This is a genomic window from Vibrio sp. 10N.222.55.C6 (assembly GCF_041473395.1).
GTDB lineage: Bacteria > Pseudomonadota > Gammaproteobacteria > Enterobacterales > Vibrionaceae > Vibrio > Vibrio crassostreae_C.
Genome location: NZ_JBFRSD010000301.1, coordinates 1 through 634, shown reverse-complemented (window position 1 = coordinate 634; position 634 = coordinate 1). Strand labels below are relative to the sequence as shown.

The 634-nt window shown below is 32.0% G+C and carries 1 protein-coding gene; it reads left to right on the top strand.

All coding sequences use genetic code 11. The features are described 5' to 3' along the window. Positions 1-634 (top strand): CRISPR-associated ring nuclease Csm6 (gene csm6 / locus AB4486_RS23785; RefSeq protein WP_372119046.1); only part of this gene is annotated, 634 nt, incomplete at both ends.

Here is a 634-nt window from a genome sequence, read left to right as displayed (position 1 = left end):
TATGTGATGAGTATGATATCCCTATCGACAATAGACTCATTAAAATTGATGATATCGTCATTATAACAGATGAGAATGGCGAATATCTAAGTGATATCAGGAATGAACAAGATCAAAAAAATATGGCTGATATTATTTGTCAGAAGGTAAGAATTTTTGCTTTAAATGAAGAATACCATTTGCATGCTTCGATTGCAGGTGGAAGAAAAAGCATGTCATTTTTCTTAGGTTATATTTTTTCTCTATTTGCTAGGCCAGAAGATAAAATGAGCCATGTGCTGGTTTCTCGAAACGATCTCGAGGGTACTAATTTCATGTTTCCACCAAATGTGAAAAAATTTAATGAAAAAACTCCCCCGTCATACGATAAATACGATAAATCAAAACTCGTTCTTACTGAGGAAGAATGTGGAAAACCTATTGTAGAGCTGGCCGATATTCCTTTTGTTCCATTGGGTAATTTTATACCTAATATCCGGATTGATAAAAACATGTCTGCTTCCTCTAGGAATAAAAATAGGAGTTTATTTGAAAACTATACAAAAGAATTGAAAGCAACGTTAGAAGAAAATATTGAGTTGAAATATGATCCTGTCGCTAAAAAAATATATATAGGTGAAGATGAATTATATTT